Annotated in this window: 17 protein-coding genes; 4 read left to right on the forward strand and 13 right to left on the reverse strand. The window is 39.8% G+C overall.

The window, feature by feature from the left end; all coding sequences use genetic code 11:
- Positions 1–6: 6 nt before the first annotated feature.
- From ACZYT3_RS07155 to sufC, 9 genes are all read right to left on the reverse strand, one after another.
- The gene (locus ACZYT3_RS07155) at positions 7–576 is read right to left on the reverse strand and encodes a sporulation protein YunB (RefSeq protein WP_294561353.1); all 570 of its coding nucleotides are present in this window, start codon (positions 574–576) and stop codon (positions 7–9) included.
- Positions 566–862, reverse strand: a complete 297-nt coding sequence (locus ACZYT3_RS07160; RefSeq protein WP_294561354.1) for a DUF1805 domain-containing protein — start codon at positions 860–862, stop codon at positions 566–568. The genes ACZYT3_RS07155 and ACZYT3_RS07160 overlap by 11 nt, the downstream gene beginning before the upstream one ends.
- Positions 863–1011: 149 nt before the next feature.
- On the reverse strand, positions 1012–1455 hold the full coding sequence (locus ACZYT3_RS07165; protein WP_464088180.1) for a GNAT family N-acetyltransferase: 444 nt from the start codon (positions 1453–1455) through the stop codon (positions 1012–1014).
- A 69-nt stretch (positions 1456–1524) separates the two neighbouring features.
- Entirely contained in the window at positions 1525–1917 is a 393-nt protein-coding gene (locus ACZYT3_RS07170) for a hypothetical protein (RefSeq protein WP_464088181.1), read from the reverse strand.
- Positions 1918–2497: 580 nt separating this feature from the next.
- Complete coding sequence (gene sufB / locus ACZYT3_RS07175; protein ID WP_294561359.1) at positions 2498–3892, reverse strand: Fe-S cluster assembly protein SufB; 1395 nt, start codon at positions 3890–3892, stop codon at positions 2498–2500.
- A gap of 3 nt (positions 3893–3895) precedes the next feature.
- The gene (sufU, locus tag ACZYT3_RS07180; RefSeq protein WP_464088182.1) at positions 3896–4333 is read right to left on the reverse strand and encodes a Fe-S cluster assembly sulfur transfer protein SufU; all 438 of its coding nucleotides are present in this window, start codon (positions 4331–4333) and stop codon (positions 3896–3898) included.
- A gap of 13 nt (positions 4334–4346) precedes the next feature.
- Complete coding sequence (locus ACZYT3_RS07185) at positions 4347–5576, reverse strand: aminotransferase class V-fold PLP-dependent enzyme (protein ID WP_464088183.1); 1230 nt, start codon at positions 5574–5576, stop codon at positions 4347–4349.
- Positions 5573–6352, reverse strand: coding sequence for a SufD family Fe-S cluster assembly protein (locus ACZYT3_RS07190; RefSeq protein WP_464088184.1), 780 nt, complete (start codon positions 6350–6352; stop codon positions 5573–5575). Before ACZYT3_RS07190 ends, ACZYT3_RS07185 begins: the two co-directional genes overlap by 4 nt.
- 1 nt (position 6353) lies before the next feature.
- Complete coding sequence (gene sufC, locus ACZYT3_RS07195) at positions 6354–7184, reverse strand: Fe-S cluster assembly ATPase SufC (protein ID WP_294561363.1); 831 nt, start codon at positions 7182–7184, stop codon at positions 6354–6356.
- Positions 7185–7419: 235 nt separating this feature from the next.
- Between sufC and ACZYT3_RS07200 the strand changes: the two genes are divergently transcribed.
- Entirely contained in the window at positions 7420–8406 is a 987-nt protein-coding gene (locus ACZYT3_RS07200) for a peptidylprolyl isomerase (protein ID WP_294561364.1), read from the forward strand.
- An 11-nt stretch (positions 8407–8417) separates the two neighbouring features.
- Entirely contained in the window at positions 8418–9296 is an 879-nt protein-coding gene (locus tag ACZYT3_RS07205) for a peptidylprolyl isomerase PrsA family protein (RefSeq protein ID WP_294561365.1), read from the forward strand.
- Positions 9297–9415: 119 nt separating this feature from the next.
- Here ACZYT3_RS07205 and ACZYT3_RS07210 read toward each other — a convergent pair whose 3' ends face one another.
- The 4 genes from ACZYT3_RS07210 to nifJ all read right to left on the reverse strand — a co-directional run bounded on the left by ACZYT3_RS07210 (position 9416) and on the right by nifJ (position 15705).
- Positions 9416–10816 (reverse strand): LTA synthase family protein, encoded by a 1401-nt coding sequence (locus ACZYT3_RS07210; protein WP_464088185.1) that lies wholly within the window; start codon positions 10814–10816, stop codon positions 9416–9418.
- A gap of 99 nt (positions 10817–10915) precedes the next feature.
- The gene (locus tag ACZYT3_RS07215) at positions 10916–11293 is read right to left on the reverse strand and encodes a Fur family transcriptional regulator (RefSeq protein WP_294561367.1); all 378 of its coding nucleotides are present in this window, start codon (positions 11291–11293) and stop codon (positions 10916–10918) included.
- A 71-nt stretch (positions 11294–11364) separates the two neighbouring features.
- A complete protein-coding gene (locus ACZYT3_RS07220) occupies positions 11365–12141 on the reverse strand; it encodes a hypothetical protein (RefSeq protein WP_464088186.1) in 777 nt (258 codons plus the stop codon).
- Positions 12142–12195: 54 nt separating this feature from the next.
- Positions 12196–15705: a pyruvate:ferredoxin (flavodoxin) oxidoreductase gene (gene nifJ, locus ACZYT3_RS07225; protein ID WP_464088187.1), complete on the reverse strand. Its 3510-nt coding sequence runs from the start codon at positions 15703–15705 to the stop codon at positions 12196–12198.
- A gap of 241 nt (positions 15706–15946) precedes the next feature.
- Here nifJ and ACZYT3_RS07230 point away from each other — a divergent pair, with 241 nt between their 5' ends.
- Positions 15947–16726, forward strand: a complete 780-nt coding sequence (locus tag ACZYT3_RS07230; RefSeq protein WP_464088188.1) for a DUF975 family protein — start codon at positions 15947–15949, stop codon at positions 16724–16726.
- Positions 16695–17408 (forward strand): SDR family oxidoreductase, encoded by a 714-nt coding sequence (locus ACZYT3_RS07235; RefSeq protein ID WP_464088189.1) that lies wholly within the window; start codon positions 16695–16697, stop codon positions 17406–17408. The genes ACZYT3_RS07230 and ACZYT3_RS07235 overlap by 32 nt, the downstream gene beginning before the upstream one ends.
- The last annotated feature ends 48 nt before the right edge of the window (positions 17409–17456 follow it).

A 17456-nucleotide genomic window follows, 5' to 3' on the forward strand; every position in this document is an offset into this window, starting at 1 on the left:
ACTTTTTTAATGATATGGAAATATCTGTGGTACTTCTCCTTGAATATATTCCAGGGCCAAAGGTATCTTCTCTGAGATCGAAAGCTCATTTTTCTCAAAACCAAATAAGACATTTCCCTTGCATTCCACATTCAGAATCAGCTCAATAAAGGCATTATTGATACCTAAGGCCGTTGTTTTGATGTTGTAGCGGGCAATGATGCGGTTGGATATCAAAAAGGTAGCTGAAACATCAGGACCCAGATGCTGAAAGAAAACAACTCCCGTAAAATATCCCAGTGGTATGGAAGCTTCATAGACATCCGGTATTGATTCATTGAGCTGTTCATTGACCCCTATGATCCAAATGTTAAGAGCGTTGGCATCAATGCTGACCTGATCCTCCCTTTTAACCACAAAGCCTTCAGGTACTTCCAAAGTCTTGATGCTGTTCATGATCTCGCTTATGACCTGTTCATGAAAATAAGCCTTTGCCTGTATTTGAAAAACAGGCTGCAGCTGCATATAAAACATACCTGACAATAAGATCAACATACCAAGGATCATCCATAAAAGATTCTTTTTTTTAATTTTCATACATCATCATCAATGCTTTTTTACCCTTCATGCCGATTTCGATTCCCTTATCGATCGCTGACTGGTTCATCGCCTTGACCTCACTGTTTAAACATTCTTCATAGGTCGATGATTTTGACATGATACAGATGCTGGCCCGATTGTGTTTGAACGTATCAATATTGATCTGAGGCCCGCATAGAAAACCTTTTGTATTAAAGACAAATATCATGAGAGTAAAAGGAAGCTTGATCTGCAAACCAATCACTCTTTCTTTATCAATGACAATACTTTTTAGATCAATCATATCGTATCCCTCATTTTGATCTCTATTCTACTATATGAAGACAAGCTTCATTTCAGAAGTTTAGAGTCATTCTCTCTAATCTATGATATGTGCCTATTTCTTTTTTCTTTAGGCAGACGCCTAAAGAAAAAAGATGGCATTGACCATCTTTAAAGCTTTTTGGTATATGAATAATGACTCTGAAGCATCCCTTGTCTTTCATAGAAGACATGCGCCCTTTTTCTTCTCTGATTCGTTGCCAGCTCGATCTGTTCACATCCCTTTTCCTTTGCATACTGCTGGGCATATGTAAACAGCTGATGTCCTATACCGCTGCTGCGGGCATCCTGATCAACGATGAGCTCCATGATTTCCATGACCTCATTATGATGATGCCATGGATGAAGACGCTGCAAATGGATCATGCCTGATATCTGATCATTTTCCTCATATACAAAGCATGCATGTCTTTCATCTTTTAAATCATAAAGATAAAGCTCATGAAACCTTTCTTTTGAAAATTGTGTTTCCTCTAATTCACATAATAATTGAAGAATTGCCGATTCATCTTTTTCCTGTGCTTTTCGTATCATACCTGCTCCTTTACCTGTCATTAGTATCCTTCATTTTGAATTTACAAAACATAAATATAAACTCTGCTCACTTTTTCATTTCCGTGATCGTTATCCTCGATTCCTTGATTTCAAATCCGGTTCGATATTTTGATGAAAGTATTCTTCGGCTTCGATTCTGGATTCTTCCACTTCTTTCTTATAATCCGGATCCATAGTGGGTCCGAAGAAAAGAAGTGATTTTTCCCTTAAGCTTTCCGGCTTGATGGGACAGTGAATGATTTCCATCATCTTGGGATCCCATGGACATTGATGTTTTTCAAAGAATGTTTCGGCATCTTTGATTTCTGCGGCATGTTTGGTACGGTCAACTTCCCGCCAGGAAGTTGTGGTAAAAGGAATGTTATTTTCTTTCAGCTGTAAACCAATAATGGCTTTTAGTCCGAAAGGTACGAAGAAATCATATTCTTTTGTTTCAATTTGTAAGTCTTTAAACGTAATCATAACGAATAACTCCTTTCTGTTGGTTACATCAATCCGCATCCTGTATCATTATTTATAGGATCAGCATTATATCCATATCTACGATCCTTTACCTATTTAGATTATAAGCATGATTTTTTGTTTGTAAAGAATCTTTTCAGATAAAATTATAAAAAAACTTAATTCATTACTACCACCTTATAACTTGATTTTATCATATTAATTATTATGACAAAAGGCTTTGTTTAATAAAAACGAATCTGTTCATGAAGTGATTTTAGTTGCTGATTATTATTCTGTGAATTTGAAATGGATGTAGATGGTATTTCTATCGAAGCAGGTCAATATGATTATTCTGCATTAAGGCAATGCCTATCCAAAACAACGCATGAAATGAATTGCTGACACGAGATGATGCCAGACAGCGCAGATATGATGAAATTTTATTGAATAGAAATGAATTCAAGTAATAAATAAAATAAGATCTTCAATAATACGTATTTTAATGCGTGTTTTTAATGATGTTGATATGTCCACTTACAGCATATTATTCTTTTAAAAAAAAAGCAGAAATACCACAAATATTTCTGCTTATTTGATATTAACCGATCGATCCGCTCATATCCAGCTTAAGAAGCTGGTTAAGCTCAACTGCATACTCCATTGGCAGTTCCCTTGTAAATGGTTCCAGGAAGCCCATAACGATCATCTGCGTAGCGTTTTCTTTGGTCAGACCACGACTCATCAGGTAGAACAATTGTTCTTCACTGATCTTCGATACCGTTGCCTCATGCTCGATCTGACTCGTTTCATTTTTCATGATATTTGTCGGGATCGTGTCACTTGTTGATTCCTTATCCAGGATCAGCGTATCACATTCAACCTTGCTTTTTGAAAACTGAGCCTTCGGTCCATGACTGACAAGACCACGATAATTGACCTTACCGCCATTTCTTGATACTGATTTAGAAATGATATTGCTTGACGTATGCGGAGCCAGATGAATCATCTTTGCACCGGCATCCTGAAGCTGGTTCTTACCGGCAACGGCAATGGATACCGTAATGCCCTTGGCATATTCTCCGGCTAATACACAGGCCGGATATTTCATATTGATCTGTGAACCGATATTGCCATCAATCCATTCCATCGTCGCATTTTCATAACAGATGGCCCGTTTTGTTACCAGATTCAAGATATTGCTTGACCAGTTTTGTACCGTAGAATAACGGCATTTCGCATCTTTATGAACAAAGATCTCAACCACTGCCGCATGTAAAGAATCATTTGAATATGTAGGAGCCGTACATCCTTCTACATAATGAACATCAGCACCTTCATCCACAATGATCAGTGTTCTTTCAAACTGACCCATTCTTTCAGAATTGATCCTGAAATAGGACTGCAGCGGCTTTTCAAGCTTCACACCCTTTGGTACATAGATAAAGCTTCCTCCTGACCATACAGCACTGTTCAAAGCAGCAAATTTATTGTCGGCATAGCTGACTAACGTACCAAAATATTTCTTGAACAATTCCGGATGCTCGCGAAGCGCACTATCCGTATCCAAGAAGATAACGCCCTTTTCTTCCACTTCCTTCAGCATGTTGTGGTAAACGACCTCTGATTCATACTGGGTAGATACACCTGCCAGAAACTTCTGTTCTGCTTCCGGGATGCCCAGCTTATCAAAGGTATTTTTGATCGTTTCCGGAACATCCTCCCAATTACGTTCCTGTTTTTCACTTGGTTTGATGTAATACGTATAGTCATCAAAATCAATATGACTCAGATCAGGTCCCCACTTCTGCAAGGGCATGCTTTTAAACTGGCGATAAGCCTTCAGACGATATTCCAGCATCCATTCAGGCTCATTTTTTTTCTTGGAGATCAGCTCAACGATATGTTCATTCAAACCTTTTCCCGTATTATAGACACTGACATCTTCATCATGAAAACCATACTTATATTCTTCACTTGGGAATTTATTTTCCATGTCTTACTCACTTTCCTTGATCATTTCTTCAATGGCCTTCCAGCCAATCGTCGCACATTTGATACGATTTGCCTGTTTACCAACCGTATGCATACATACTGCCTCTTCCAAAAGATCCTCATCATAATCTTTACCATCGATCATCGCATGATAATTTTCAATGATCTTATTTGCTTCATCAATCGTCTTTCCTTTTAAAAGCTCGCTCATGATTGAAGTAGATGCGGTTGCGATCGTACAGGCAACACCGTCAAAGCGAATATCTTCGATCACACGGTCATGGATCTTCGCTTCGACATAAATATCATCAATACATGAATCAGAGGCCATATGACGACTCATATATGTTTCGTCATGGGTCAGCTCATGATTACGTGGATATTCATAATGATCCATGATGATCTGTCGTAAGATCATTGGATCCTGCATTAAATCATTCATAACAAACTCCTTTCTAAAAGAAGACACCTAAACAGTTTTCAATTGACGCCTGTGAACAGATGTCCACAAAACGATCGACCTCTTCTTTTGTATTATAGAACGTACAGCTGGCTCTCAGCGTTGCACTTGTCTGCAGCTTTTGGGTCAAAAGCTTTGCACAGTGATGACCTGCACGCACTGCCACGCCCTGTGAATTAAAGAAGGTTGCGGCATCCTGTGCAAAGACATCTTTTACATTAAAGGTAATGATACATGCATCCGCATGTGGATTGTATAAGGTGATATTATCTAATTTAGATAATTTTTCAATGGCATATTCATGTAATTTTTTCTCATAAGCATGAATCTCATCCATACCTATCTGATCCAGATACTGGAGGGCTGCCTTAAAACCGATCACCGCTTCGATCGGCGGCGTTCCGGTTTCATATTTATAAGGAGCTTCCTTTAAAAGCAAATTACCGCACATATCAAAACGGGCATTGCTGCCGCCGCCAAGCATATACGGCTCCATTTCCGACAAAAGCTCATACTTGCCATACATCACGCCTAATCCTGTCGGACCGCACATCTTATGAGCGCTAAATCCTGCGAAATCACAGTCAATATCCTTAACATTTATTTTCATATGCGGAGCACTCTGGGCCATATCCATCACTACGATGGCTCCTGCCTGATGTGCCAAAGCACAAATTTCTTTCATCGGTGCTTCATAACCTAATACATTTGTAACATGGGCCAATGCCACGACCTTGACCTTGCCGTCAAGCAATAACTGTTTTAAGCTATCGATCGATAAACGGCCTTCTTCATCTAATTCGATATATTTGATGATACAGCCTTTTTCCTCTGCAACCCGCATCCATGGCAGGATACTGGAAGCATGCTCCGCTTCACAGCTCAAAATCACATCGCCCTGCTTCAAAAAACGGCTGTAACCGTAAGCAATCTGATTCAGGGAAGCACTTGCTCCGGAAGTAAACACGATTTCTTTTTCATCAGCACCGATAAATCCGGCAACCGCCTTGCGTGTTCCTTCATATTCGCTGTCCACCAGATAGCTCAGCTCATAATCACCGCGGTGTGCATTGGCACCTAATTCCGTATAGTAATGCACGACGGCATCAATGACACATTGCGGCTTGAAGGTCGTCGCCGCATTATCAAAATAAATTAAATCATGTCCCTGCATCTTTCTTTTCAAAATAGGGAAATCTTTTCTAATCTTTTCCACATCGATCATGAAAGGCCCACCTTCTTTTCTATCTTCGAGGTCAGTTCCTCTTTTAATGCTTCATCATCTAAAACAGATGCAATCGGCATCAGATAGCCCACGGTAATCAAACCCAAGGCCTGTGTTTTCGTCAGTCCTCTTGTCTGCAGATAATAAAGCTGATTTTCATCGATCTGTCCGATCGTTGTCGCATGACTCGCCTGTACATCATTTTCATCGATCAAAAGGATCGGTGTGATCTCACAAACCTGATCTTCACTTAAGACCAAGGCACGGCTTGACTGGTGAGAATTGCTGCCATAGGCATTCTTAACGATCTTGCCCGTATCGTTCATCTTAAAGTTTCCTTTTTCATAAACGACCGCATAGTTTTCCATATTGCTTTCAGTATATGGCGCTTCATGAACACATTCAATCTCAAAATGCTTCTTATCACTTACAGCAACGGCACTTCTCAGCTGAAGCACGCTTCCCTCACCCTGTAAATAAATCTTTTGGACACTTTGTACCTCACCGCTGTTGATTTCACCAAGATTCAGTTCCATCTTCGCATCTTTTTTCGCAATGACCACACATTCGCTGTTCAAAGCTTCACATTCATTCCAGAACAATGCTTTGAGATGGGCATTCTCTTCCAACGTGACCGTACATTTCAGATCTATCCTGGATGATGTTGCGATATATAAAGAAGCCTCTGCATTTTTTTCTACATAAATTTCCAGTTCTTTTGATTCATGAGCATATATTTTTTCAAAAGAATGGTTTGTCAGAGTTACTTTCTCCATACTATGCCCCTTTTCTTACTTTAGCGGCACAGCTGCCTATGGATGTAACACCCGTTTTACGAGAAGGTGTTTTTTCACTTACATGGATACCATATTCTTTTTCGATCCAGTCATAGCCTTCCGTATCGATCCTCTCAACCAGGGATTCATCGCCGCTTACGACGATCTTGCCATCGACCAGAACGTGGGCATGCGTCGGTTTCAACAGCTGATAGAAACGGGCATAATGGGAAACGACCAGAAGGGCCATCTTGTTTTCTTTCTGTAGATCGACAATGGCATCTGCCACGATCTTCAAGGCATCTACATCCAGACCGGAATCGATCTCATCCAGCATACTGAAGGTCGGCTTCAACATGCTCATCTGAACGATTTCGTTTCGTTTCTTTTCACCGCCGGAAAAACCTTCATTTAAGAAACGATGAGCCAGATCCGGCTTCATCTGCAGCTTGGCAATCGTTGATTCCATCTCTTTGATGAATTTAAATAATGGAATCGGTTTTTCTAAACGGGCATTGATAGCCGCTCTTAAAAAATCAGAATTTGTTACCCCGGCAATTTCCTGCGGATACTGCATTCCTAAAAATAAACCGGCACGGCTTCTCTCATCCGGGCTCATGCTCAGCACATCCATTCCTTTGAATGTGATGCTGCCCTGCGTTACCGTATATTTCGGATGTCCCATGACAGCAGCCAGCAATGTACTTTTACCGTTGCCGTTAGGGCCCATCAGTGCATGGATCTCATTTTCTTCAATAGATAATGATAATCCTTTCAATATTTCTTTGTCTTCTATCGATACATGTAGATCTTTGATTTCTAATAATGCCATAACTACCTCTCTTTTCTGCTTGTATATTATAATACAATTCTTATAATTCTTCACGTAATATGTTCTATTAATTTTTATCGGATATCATTCGTATTATTCCCATTATAAATAAAACTGTCATCTTCTGTGAAGAAATATTGAAGAATACATGAATTTATCTTGAACAATTGAGATTAAATTGATTTTTACCCCTTTTTATTCTATAATAAACAAGTCTAAATACGAGGAGGACGTTATGATTGAAAAACTAAAGGAAAATTGGTTTGTCGTATTAGTGGCAGCTATCCTGATCGCTGCTGTCGGATACTACACCTATGATACCAACAAAGGTAAACTCCCGGGTAAAAAAGTAGACGGCAAGGATGTCGTCGCATCGATCGGTGATACGAACTATTTTGCCGATGATCTATATCTTGAGCTTTATGGAGATGAAAGCAGTGCAAGCTCTGCCGGTACACAGGTACTGTTCAGCTATTTTGAAAGAGCTGTCGTAGATGCTGCCATCAGCGTAGATGATGAAATGAAGACACAAATTGCCACAGCTGTAACCAGCGTCAAGCAGAGCTATGCCGGACAGGAAGCAACGCTATTGACACAGCTGCAGGCAGCCGGATATTCAAGCTTAGATGATCTTGAAGCTTATTTCACGCATTACTATAAGATGCAGAAGCTGATCGGTGATGCTTATGCCGAAGATCTTGAGAATCTGTTCACACCGATCTATGAAGAAAAGAAGCCTCGTGTCGTTTCACACATTTTAGTAAAGATCAGTGACTTTGACAATATCACCGAAGAAGAACAGGCAAAGCTGGATGCTGTCGATAAGGCATTGGCAGACGGCGAGGATTTTGCGGAAGTTGCCAAGGAATACTCGGATGACGGAAGTGCCAGTGATGGTGGCAATCTTGGTTATATGGATGCTGATACAAATTTTGTAAGCGAATTTAAGGAAGCTGCCTTAGCGGCTGAAAAAGGTGTCGTCACTGACTGGATCAGGACAGAATACGGCTATCATAAGATACTGGTAACTGAAACTGATAAAGAGGCACTGATGAACGATGAATCGATCCGTGATGATATTTATGCAGCTATTGAAAGTGCCAATCCGGACCTGAATGCCCAGATCATTTGGGAAGCCGGTCAAAAGCTGGGTGTTGAATTTGCCAATGAAAATGTCGAAAATGCCATTAAATCATATCTCGGCATTGAAGACGAAGAGTAAGGAGGTCCATCATGAAAAAATTATTAACAGTGTGTGCATTTGCCTTACTTGTGACATTAAGCGGATGTAAGGACGCTACTACAAGCCTAAGCGATGGAAATGACGCTTTGATTACCGTAGGAAATACGAAGATCACGAAGAATGATGTTTATACAGGCTTAAAATCAGAAAACGGTGTTACTGCTGTCATTTCAAAGCTGACGGCCTATATCGTTGATCAGGAAGTACCGGTCACAGATGAGATGATGAGCGAAGCACAAGAAACGATGCAAAGCTTTAAAGATACTGTCGGTGAAAGCAATTGGGCAACCTTTCTTGCCAATATGGGGTATGATGATGAACAGCAATATCTTGAAGAAAGAGCTCTTCTTTCCGTTCGTGCCGCACAGCTGACAAGCAAATATATCAATGAAAACTATGATCAGATCAAAGAAACTTATCAGATCAGAAAAGTAAGGATCTTCCAGACTACTGATTCTGCCATTGCTGCAGAGGTTCAGGAAAAAGTGCAGAATGGAGAATTAACGATCCAAGATGCCGTTAACCAGTATGATGCGGTAACTACGACTTATGATGGCAGTGAACAGATCCTGACAAATGCTTCCGGACTTGGCAGCTCGATCTGGGAAAACATCATGGCCGTTACAGAAGACAATACGGTCTTAACTCCATATCAGTACAGCTCGGATCTGTCCAATTTCTATGTGATCGAAGTGGTAAGCGTCGATGTTCCGTTAGAGGAAGCACAAAGCACGATCGAAGGCTTATCTACGATTTCTGATGATGCGTTTGCCTATTATCTGAAAAAGTACAATTTTACCGTATATGATATTGACTTGTACAATGGTATCAAATCACAAAAAGCAAGTTATATCGTTCAAGATAAGTAATACTATAAAAACGTCAATATGACGTTTTTATTTGTTTATAAGCTTAACTATCCAAGACAGCTTTTGTTTTATGGATAGTTTTTTTATTATCTGATTTTTCGTATAAATGAAAACAATCATTATTTTAATATCTTATCCTTAAAATAATTTGATTGCATCCTTAACTGCTGATCCAGCTTTTTTAAGCCCAGCTCTTCAGCCAAGGTTTTCCTGCCGCTGAAAAGACTTACTCCTAATCCCAGCTTATCATTTTCAATTTCCACACCCATAGCATTCAATATCGTAGGATATATATCAAATGCCGTAAAGATACGGTCATGATCCGATGTCGTTTCCTTTTGCGCATGGATCCATACATTCATGACCGTACGATCATAATCTGAATCATATGTTTTGTGAATATATTCGGCAGCCATGCTCGTATGATCGCCCATGATAACGATTGTCGTATCTTCATAAAATGGCTGCTGCTTCAGCCAGTCGATAAATTCACCGATCTTTTTTGAACTGCCACGAATGATATTTGACAACTGCTCCGGATATTCCTCTTTGTACTGTCTATCCTTATAACCATAGGGATGATGAGTATCTACTGTCAGCATGGTGAAATTAAATGGCTGATCGTCATTAGCCAAACGAAGTATTTCTTCCTTGGCAAAAGCAAACAGCTTTTCATCTTCATATCCCCAGAAGACATGATAATCACTTGGAAGCTTCTTTTCCTTATATGCCTCTTTCAAATCAAAGATACGATAATGGCCATGCGTATCGAAATAAAATTTTCTGCCTCCGAATAAAGCATCTGAACCAATGAGATATTCTTGCTGATAGCCCTCTTTTTCTAAGATATCACCTAAGGCATAAGCTTGCGGCAAGAAAGGTTTACCTTCTGAAAAGCGATGAGTCGTCAAAGGCACGGTTAAAGGAATACCACTTGTAGAAGCTACGATACCGCCGGTCGTCCAACCTGTTCCCGCAACGACATGATAACCTCCCAGCTGCTTCTGATGAGAGAAATTCAAATTCTCCTGTGCAAGCGTGCTGATTTCCGGAATAAGATCTTCTTTATAATCTCCCCCTTTATCCTTTGACGAATACGTTGTTTCCAAAGATTCTACGTATAAAAGGATCAGATTTCTTTTCTTAGATGGAAAGGTGATCTTGACATCCCTGCCATCTACATAATATTTCTCATATAGATCACTTTTTTTAAACTGGTTGACGATAAAACCAAAAATACCCACTTTAGCCGCTCCATATAATATGCACACGATAAGAATACATATAGCTGCTAACGGAAAGTAACGGGCATATGTATCATTTACATTTGGTATCAGTAAAATCAGCGATATCAAACATGCTTTCATGAAGCATTTTTTTAACCAGTCAACCATAAACTGCTTATTCGTTCCTTCCAAAGGAACCTTTAAATGAAAAATGATCTGTTCAAAGCAGGATAAGCCAAAATAACTAAAGGCCCATCCGGCAGAAATCGCTAATGTCAACCCAACCAATATCATGAAAAAATATCCTATCATCCTATCACCTTCGCTTTATTATACAACGCTTTATTGATCCCTGCCAGAAAATTTCAAAAAAAAGATGATCTGCAGATCACCTTAATTGTTTTGATTCCGGCATTCCTTACAAATGCCCTTATATAACACCTCAACCTCATTGACCTTAAAATCATCATCAAGAAGCGTATGACGTTTTTTAGGATACCTTGCCTCAACATCGATCAGCTTTCCGCATTTTACACAGTAGGCATGATCATGAGAAGCCATACAAAAATCATAGCGATCCTTCATATTCGACATCTCTATCTTACGAATTTTTCCTTTCATCGCAAATGTATTCAAATTACGGTAAACGGTTGCCAATGAAATATGAGGATCAATGGCCATCAGCTCCTGATGTATCATTTCAGCTGTAGGATGATCCGTACGATTCATAACAGCATTTAATATCATTGTTTTCTGTCTTGTCTGTTTCATATTATCATTCTACTTGTAAATGAACATGATGTCAAGAATGATACCTAAAATGAAAGCGATTTTATGCCTTTTTATTCACCCCTGCGATATTTTACGATAAGATAAAGAGTTATATAAAGAGCAATAAAGGCACAACCAAGCAAAGGAAAATATAACCATTCTGACAACACCTGTACAGATGGATGACTGAAGAAACATAATATAATGAAAAGAAATAGACTTGCCATTGAAACAAATATATAAAACAAAGAATGATCTTCCTTTATTTCAACTGTTCTTGATACGGTCCGTTTTCTTTCAAGAAGCATGCGCAATTCATCCTCATGCTCATACCCCTTCATCATCAGATATGTCCGACGGATAATTTTTTCATGAGCATCCTTGATTCTGCAGACAAGAGCATAATGATGCCGCCATTCACGCAAACTGTCTACTTTTATGATTTCAACTGCTTCTTTGGGAAGCTCATCATATTTCTCTATTTCTTCTTTGATTTCTTCCAGACGCCGATATGTTTCTACGGCCATATGAACATAACCTGACAAGCCTCTGTGAAATCTGATATGCATCGAAGCATCAATGATATACAAATGATCCTGATGCATACAGAAAAGAAGGGTATTTTTTTTTGAATAACGTCCAAGCATGAAAGCCAGCCAGATGATCAAGATAGTTATACCAATACAGACAAGCAAAAGAATCAGTGGTTTATATTCTGAATTTTGAAAAATCAACACAGTTGAAATGATGAGCAAGAAAGCCAATATCATGATTCCCATGACAGAGCCCGGCATGACGAGGGCATAATGATTCTTATTTTTTAATTTTGGAGGCATCCACACTCTCATAAACTTCTCCTTTATCAAACAAATAAAAGGCGAGGTTCTCCTCGCCTTATTCTATTATTCCTGTGACAGCTTTACTAAGCGGTCATAACGTCTCATAGCATCTTTCTTTGTCTTTTCAAACATTTCATATGCTGTAGCTTCGCCTCTGACCTTTGGCAGCTGAGAGTAACGTGTTTCACTCATCAGGAAGTTATTAAATTCATCAAAGTTAGGAGCCTTGGAATCAATCGTCAATGGCTTTTCATTACGTGGGTCATAACGATAAAGTGTTACATAACCACATTCAACAGCCTTTGCCTGAGCTCTTTGATGATTGCTTAAGCCACCCTTGATACCATGTTCAACACATGGAGAGTAAGCAATGATCAATGATGGTCCGTCATAGCTTTCAGCTTCTTTCAATGCCTTCAATGTCTGAGCCTTGTTAGCACCCATAGAAATAGAAGCTACATATACATGACCATAAGCCATTGCAATCTGTCCTAAATCCTTCTTAGCCGTAGCTTTTCCACCAGCTGCAAACTTAGCAATTGATGAAGCCTGGCTTGATTTAGAAGACTGTCCGCCTGTATTTGAATAAACTTCTGTATCAAGTACCAAAATATTTACATTCAGGTCATTGGCCAATACGTGATCCAATCCACCGTATCCGATATCATAAGCCCATCCGTCACCACCAACGATCCAGATTGACTTGCCAACCAAATCTCTTTCATAATCAAGAAGTTCTTTTACAGCTTCATTAGCACTGGCTTTTACACCACTGATGATCGGTTCAACCAATTCTCTTTGAGCATCACGGTTATTGCCGGCTTCGATATATTTCGTAAAGGCATCTTTTAATTCAGGTTCAACATTTTCCATGTTGTCTTCCATGATCTTCAAGATTCTGGCTTCCTTGAAGTTCTGAGCCAATGCCATACCATAACCATATTCAGCATTATCTTCAAACAATGAGTTTGCCCAAGCAACACCATTACCGTTTTTATCATTTACAAATGGTGTAGAAGGTGTACTTGAAGAATAGATCATAGAGCATCCTGTGGCATTTGCTACCATCATATCCTTACCAAACAGCTGAGATACTAACTTATAGTAAGGAGTTTCACCACATCCCGGACAAGCTCCGGAAATTTCAAAGTAAGGCATCATGAACTGGCTTCCCTTTACTGTATCAGTAGAGAAGTACTGAGTCTTATAAGGTGTATGCTTGTAGAGGTAATCAGCCAATGGTACCTGATCCAGCTTAGCATTGACATCAACCATCTTCAATGCCTTATTGCCACCCTTGCCCGGACATTCAGTTACACAAAGTCCGCATCCGACACAGTTATCCGGAGATACCTGAATACGGTACTGCAGATGTTCAACACCCTTGCCCATAGCTTTAATCGTCTTAAATTCCATTGGAGCATTCTTCACTTCATCTTCTGTCAGCAAGAACGGACGAATCGTTCCGTGAGGACATACATATGAACAGAAGCCGCACTGGATACAGTTATCAGGTTCCCAAGTAGGTACCTGAACGGCAATCGTTCTTCTTTCTTCATAAGAAACATTGTTACGGATAGAACCATCTAACAGGTTATACTTCGTAAAGGCACTAACCGGCAAATCATAGCCTTCCAGATGATTGATCGGTGCAACATGCTTATCAAAGTATTCATCACCGATTGGCTTTCTTCCTGAATCATATTTCAGATCAGCCCATTCAGGCTTAACAGGAATTTCCTCTAATCCGTCTTTACCGGAATCAATTGCCTTATAGTTAGCCAAGACGATATCTTCACCCTTCTTTGAGTAAGACTTCTTAGCAGCTTCCTTCATCAATGTTACAGCTTCATCATAAGGCATGATCTGTGTATTCAATGCAAAGAAAGCAGACTGCAGGATCGTATTGGTTCTTCTTCCCATACCGATTTCCTGAGCGATCTTCGTTGCATCGATAATATAGAATTTAGCTTCTTTCTTCGCTAAAGTAGCCAATAAACGATTTGGCAGATGGTTTTCCAGCTCTTCCTTCGGGAATGTCGTATTCAATAAGAATGTACCACCCTTTTTCAGATTGCTTACCATATCATATTTGAATACATAAGCATCCAATGAGCAAGAAATGAAATCTGCATTGTTGATGTAATAAGTTGAACGGATCGGTGATTTACCAAAACGCAAGTGTGAACGTGTTACACCACCGGCTTTTTTAGAGTCATAAGCAAAATATGCCTGTACATACTGATCTGTATGGTCACCGATGATCTTGATCGAGTTCTTATTGGCACTTACCGTACCGTCAGATCCCAAACCATAGAACAAGCAGGATGTATAATCACTCTTAACTTCAAAATCCTTATCAACCGGCAATGATAAATGTGTTACATCATCGTTGATACCGATCGTAAATTCATCCTTTGGCGTATCCTTTGCCAATTCATCATAAACAGCCTTGATCTGATTTGGAGCCGTATCCTTAGAACCTAAACCATAACGTCCGCCGATGATCGTTAGATCCTTGTGATCCTTCAATGCATTCAATACATCCAAATACAATGGTTCACGACCACCCATTTCCTTTGTACGATCCAATACTGCGATCTTCTTAACTGTAGAAGGTAAAACAGCTGTCAGATACTTCGTAGAGAACGGACGATACAAATGAACCTTGATCAAACCAACTTTTTCACCGTTGGCAACCAATGTATCGATCGTTTCCTTGATCGTTTCCGTAACTGAACCCATCGCAACGATGATACGTTCAGCATCTTCAGCTCCATAATAAGTAAATGGTGCATATTCACGTCCTGTTACCTTGGAAATTTCTTTCATGTATTCCGCAACGATATCAGGAACCTTTGCATAGTGTTCGTTCTGAGCTTCTCTTCCCTGGAAGAAAATATCATCGTTTTCAGCACCGCCACGTGTAACCGGATTGGTATGTGGATTTAATGCATGTGCCTTATAAGCAGCCAATGCTTCACGATCTAACAAACGATCAAATACTTCATAATCCATCACTTCTACTTTCTGAATTTCATGAGAAGTACGGAATCCGTCAAAGAAGTGAATAAATGGTGCATGTGCCTTGATAGCGGCCAGGTGGGCAACACCTGCCAGATCCATCGCTTCCTGTACGGAATGACTTGACAACATGCAGATACCTGTCTGACGGCATGCATAGATATCTTCATGATCACCGAAAATATTAAGAGCACGTCCGGCAATAGCTCTGGCAGCTACGTGAATAACTCCCGGCAGACATTCACCTACCATCTTATAGATGTTCGGAATCATTAACAATAGACCTTGACTGGCAGTAAAGGTAGTTGACAATGCCCCTCCTTGCAAAGCACCGTGTACAGCTCCGGCAGCTCCGCCTTCTGACTGCATTTCCACGACTTTTACAACGCTGTCAAAAATATTTTTACGGCCCTGAGTGGCCCATGCATCAACAACTTCTGCCATAGTTGATGATGGTGTAATAGGGTAAATCGCCGCAACTTCTGTAAACGCATATGCGCAATGCGCCGCAGCGTTATTACCATCCATTGACATAAATTTCTTTGTCATGCTAATCCTCCTTAATTTCCTATTCTATTATAGACCCAAAGAGGTTATTTTGAAAGAAGATTTTTAGTTTTTTTGTGTTTTTTAAATATCCTTTATATTCCATGCGGCATCTCTAATTTTTTTTGATTTTTCACCTGTTCCAAAGAAAAAAAAGACAACATTTCTTACAAAAAAGCCATTTTTGATTCCTTTTCCATTAGAATCCGTTATAATAAAGATAATGAAAATAAGGAGGAATACCATGTTTATACGCAGCGAATTAAAACAGCGTGCTAAAGACAGCATCCATCGCAATCTCTTGATCGTAATCGGTACCTGTCTTGTTGCCTCAATATTGACTTCTTCTTACTTTGGAACACAAGTCAACCTTGATACGGGACAGTATTATTTCAGAATGGGGCTGGGTGATTTCTATGTCATTTCTTTAGACTTCATCACATTAGCAATCTCTGCTTCTTTAGCCATAATCATATCCTTGATATCAATGGTCTATACGATTTTTATTTCAAATCCGCTCAAGGTAGGTATGGTACGCTTCTATCTGGAAAACCGTCAGGAACCGAGCCGCTTTGAGGTGCTCTTTTCCATGTTTACCGCTAAGACTTATCTCAATGTCGTAAAGGTCATGCTGCTCAGGGACATCTATACTTTCCTGTGGACGCTGCTTTTTATCATTCCGGGCATTTATAAATCTTATCAGTATTTTATGATCCCCTATATTCTGGCAGAAAATCCAAACATGGATTCCTCGGAAGTCTTTGAAATGACAAAGATGCTGACACAAGGTGTCAAACTAGATATCTTTGTCCTTCAGATATCCTTTTTACCATGGTATCTGTTAGGCATCATTACCTGTGGCCTTGCCATCTTCTATGTGACGCCTTATCAGGAAGCAACCTTATGTGAAGCCTATATTTTCTTTAGAGATAAAGCAATCGACGAAGGCTATTTAGCACCGATCGATGATGAAAGCGAGGTAGAAGTAGAACATGTTGAACCAACAATCGAAGATCTTCATTAGCGGAGCCAGTGATGGCCTTGGCAAAGCCATGGCGTTAGAAATCGCCCATCGTGCTCCTGCACAGCTGGCTTTATGCGGACGGAATGAAAAAAAATTACGTCAGGTCATTCGCGAAATCAATGACATCAATCCTGAAGCCAAGGTCCTTGCCGCTTGTTTTGATGCCAGCGATTCACAGGCATGTACGCAGTTTGCCAACCATGTATTAGATACTTTCAAAGAAATCGATATCTTGATCAACAACGCCGGAGCCAATGTCAGAAAAGCTCCTGTTGAGGAAATCGACTTAGATGAATTACGCTATATGTTTAACTTAAACTGTGTTTCTCATCTTGCCTTTATACAGGCTTTCCTGCCTAAGATGAAAGAAAAAAAGGAAGGATTGATCATGAATATCCTTTCAAGTGCCTGTCTATATGACAATATCAATATGGCAGCCTATACCGCAACCAAACAGGCCATGAAAGCCATCCACAAAGCTCTTGTAAAGGAAGTACGCGAGGATAATATCAAGGTCAGTGCCATTTATCCCGGCGGCATCAATACAAATTTCAGAGAGCTTGATCGTCCGGATTATCTCAATGCGCAAAAGCTTGCGAAAGTGCTTGTAGATGTGATAGAAATCGACGATGGGGTCGTACATGACCTTGTGCTTCGGCCTATGGCAGAAAGCAATTTTTAAAATCGGCAGCTTCGCCGATTTCTTTTTAAATCTTTTTCGTTTATAATA

It is taken from the genome of Traorella sp. mt218 (assembly GCF_055420025.1).

Excerpts from the sequence above, each read along its gene's own strand:
- ACZYT3_RS07165 (WP_464088180.1), bottom strand. The coding sequence starts at position 1,455 with ATGACAGGTAAAGGAGCAGGTATGATACGAAAAGCACAGGAAAAAGAT.
- ACZYT3_RS07170 (WP_464088181.1), bottom strand. The coding sequence starts at position 1,917 with ATGATTACGTTTAAAGACTTACAAATTGAAACAAAAGAATATGATTTC.
- ACZYT3_RS07190 (WP_464088184.1), bottom strand. The coding sequence starts at position 6,352 with ATGGAGAAAGTAACTCTGACAAACCATTCTTTTGAAAAAATATATGCT.
- sufC (WP_294561363.1), bottom strand. The coding sequence starts at position 7,184 with ATGGCATTATTAGAAATCAAAGATCTACATGTATCGATAGAAGACAAA.
- ACZYT3_RS07235 (WP_464088189.1), top strand. The coding sequence starts at position 16,695 with ATGTTGAACCAACAATCGAAGATCTTCATTAGCGGAGCCAGTGATGGC.
- ACZYT3_RS07210 (WP_464088185.1), bottom strand. The coding sequence starts at position 10,816 with ATGATATTGGTTGGGTTGACATTAGCGATTTCTGCCGGATGGGCCTTT.
- sufU (WP_464088182.1), bottom strand. The coding sequence starts at position 4,333 with ATGAATGATTTAATGCAGGATCCAATGATCTTACGACAGATCATCATG.
- ACZYT3_RS07155 (WP_294561353.1), bottom strand. The coding sequence starts at position 576 with ATGAAAATTAAAAAAAAGAATCTTTTATGGATGATCCTTGGTATGTTG.
- ACZYT3_RS07230 (WP_464088188.1), top strand. The coding sequence starts at position 15,947 with ATGTTTATACGCAGCGAATTAAAACAGCGTGCTAAAGACAGCATCCAT.
- ACZYT3_RS07200 (WP_294561364.1), top strand. The coding sequence starts at position 7,420 with ATGATTGAAAAACTAAAGGAAAATTGGTTTGTCGTATTAGTGGCAGCT.
- ACZYT3_RS07160 (WP_294561354.1), bottom strand. The coding sequence starts at position 862 with ATGATTGATCTAAAAAGTATTGTCATTGATAAAGAAAGAGTGATTGGT.
- nifJ (WP_464088187.1), bottom strand. The coding sequence starts at position 15,705 with ATGACAAAGAAATTTATGTCAATGGATGGTAATAACGCTGCGGCGCAT.
- ACZYT3_RS07215 (WP_294561367.1), bottom strand. The coding sequence starts at position 11,293 with ATGAAACAGACAAGACAGAAAACAATGATATTAAATGCTGTTATGAAT.
- sufB (WP_294561359.1), bottom strand. The coding sequence starts at position 3,892 with ATGGAAAATAAATTCCCAAGTGAAGAATATAAGTATGGTTTTCATGAT.
- ACZYT3_RS07220 (WP_464088186.1), bottom strand. The coding sequence starts at position 12,141 with ATGAGAGTGTGGATGCCTCCAAAATTAAAAAATAAGAATCATTATGCC.
- ACZYT3_RS07185 (WP_464088183.1), bottom strand. The coding sequence starts at position 5,576 with ATGATCGATGTGGAAAAGATTAGAAAAGATTTCCCTATTTTGAAAAGA.
- ACZYT3_RS07205 (WP_294561365.1), top strand. The coding sequence starts at position 8,418 with ATGAAAAAATTATTAACAGTGTGTGCATTTGCCTTACTTGTGACATTA.